The following is a 1,232-nucleotide window of genomic DNA, read 5'->3' as shown; positions in this document are numbered from 1 at the left end:
GGGTGTAATTCAAAACTTCGCTTGGGGCTGCTATCTTTGAAGGAGACCATTGCCCCCTTGTGATGATGACCAAAGCGGACTACCTAGCCCTGGCTGAAACGCGTTTCGAGGCGCTCTGCGCCTTAGAGCGCCACGCCGACTTCTACACGTTTGAGAAAGAATTTGACCAGGTCTGGACCGGATTGGGCCGGCAGGTGCTGGAGCAGACGGTCGGGCCGGTGCCGGCTGACAAGCGAAAAAAAACGGTATCCGCAGCCGCTACGGCAAGATTGAAGTAGCCGTTAGCCACGCCTTCAGCCGGCCCGTGCTCGGCAGCCGCACCAGCCCCTACCTGCAGGAGAAGTTGGCCTTGCTCAGCACGTTGACCGTTTTTGGCCAGGTGCCCGAGTTGGTCGAGCAGTTGCTGGGCCTGCGCGTCAACCAGAGCCAGGCGTACCGGCAGTGCCAGCGCATCGCCGATGCGCTCGACGAGCAGCACCTGAGTACGCCCTCGCCCGCACTGGCCGGGCAGCAAGCGCAGGCCCCGGGCCTGGTTTATGGGATGGTGGACGGCAGTATGCTCTTCACCGACCAGGGGTGGCAGGAAACTAAACTCGGCCGCGTGTTCGCCGACGGACCCGCCGACGGACCCGCCGGGCCACATGCTTCTGAATACGTGGCCCATCGAGGCCATTATAGCGGTTTCACGCCCCACTTTGAGCGGCTGTTGCCGCCCGACAGCCCGGTGCGAAAGGTCTTTATCACGGACGGGGCTGCCTGGATTGGTCAGTGGCTCTCTACAAGTTACCCTGACGCCACCCACATCCTCGACTACTACCACGTGGTCGAGAAACTGGCCGCCGTGGCCCGCCAACTGCCGCAAGGCGACACCTGGCTGGCCCGGCAACAGCAGCACCTGCTTTGCGACGAGAGCGAACGGGTCGAAGCCCACGTGGCCGGGCTGCGGCAGCTACCCGCGGCGGACCGGCAGTGCCTGGGAAGCTACCTGCGGGCCAATCACTACCGCATGCGCTATGGCTCCTATCAGGCCGACGGCCTGCTCATCAGCAGCGGCCCGATTGAGGCCGCGCACCGCAGTGTGCTGCAAGTACGCATGAAACGCTCCGGCCAACGCTGGGCTAACCACGGCTGCGACCACCTGCTGCGCCTGCGCGTAGCCTACAAAAGCCGTAAGTTTGACCTCGTCACCCAACTGCTCAAAAACAACCAAGCGAAGATTTGAATTGCACCCG

At 62.9% G+C, this 1,232-nt stretch carries 2 protein-coding genes; both read left to right on the top strand.

The annotated features are described in order from the left end of the window. The first annotated feature begins 62 nt into the window (after positions 1-62). Entirely contained in the window at positions 63-278 is a 216-nt protein-coding gene (locus ABD842_RS13780; RefSeq protein WP_345114947.1) for a hypothetical protein, read from the top strand. Between the two features lie 26 nt (positions 279-304). Continuing rightward, positions 305-1,222, top strand: coding sequence for a hypothetical protein (locus ABD842_RS13775; protein WP_345114944.1), 918 nt, complete (start codon positions 305-307; stop codon positions 1,220-1,222). Positions 1,223-1,232: the final 10 nt, after the last annotated feature.

The sequence above is a fragment of the Hymenobacter algoricola genome, assembly GCF_039539525.1.
Lineage (GTDB): Bacteria > Bacteroidota > Bacteroidia > Cytophagales > Hymenobacteraceae > Hymenobacter > Hymenobacter algoricola.
This window is presented reverse-complemented; position numbering and strand designations above follow the sequence as displayed.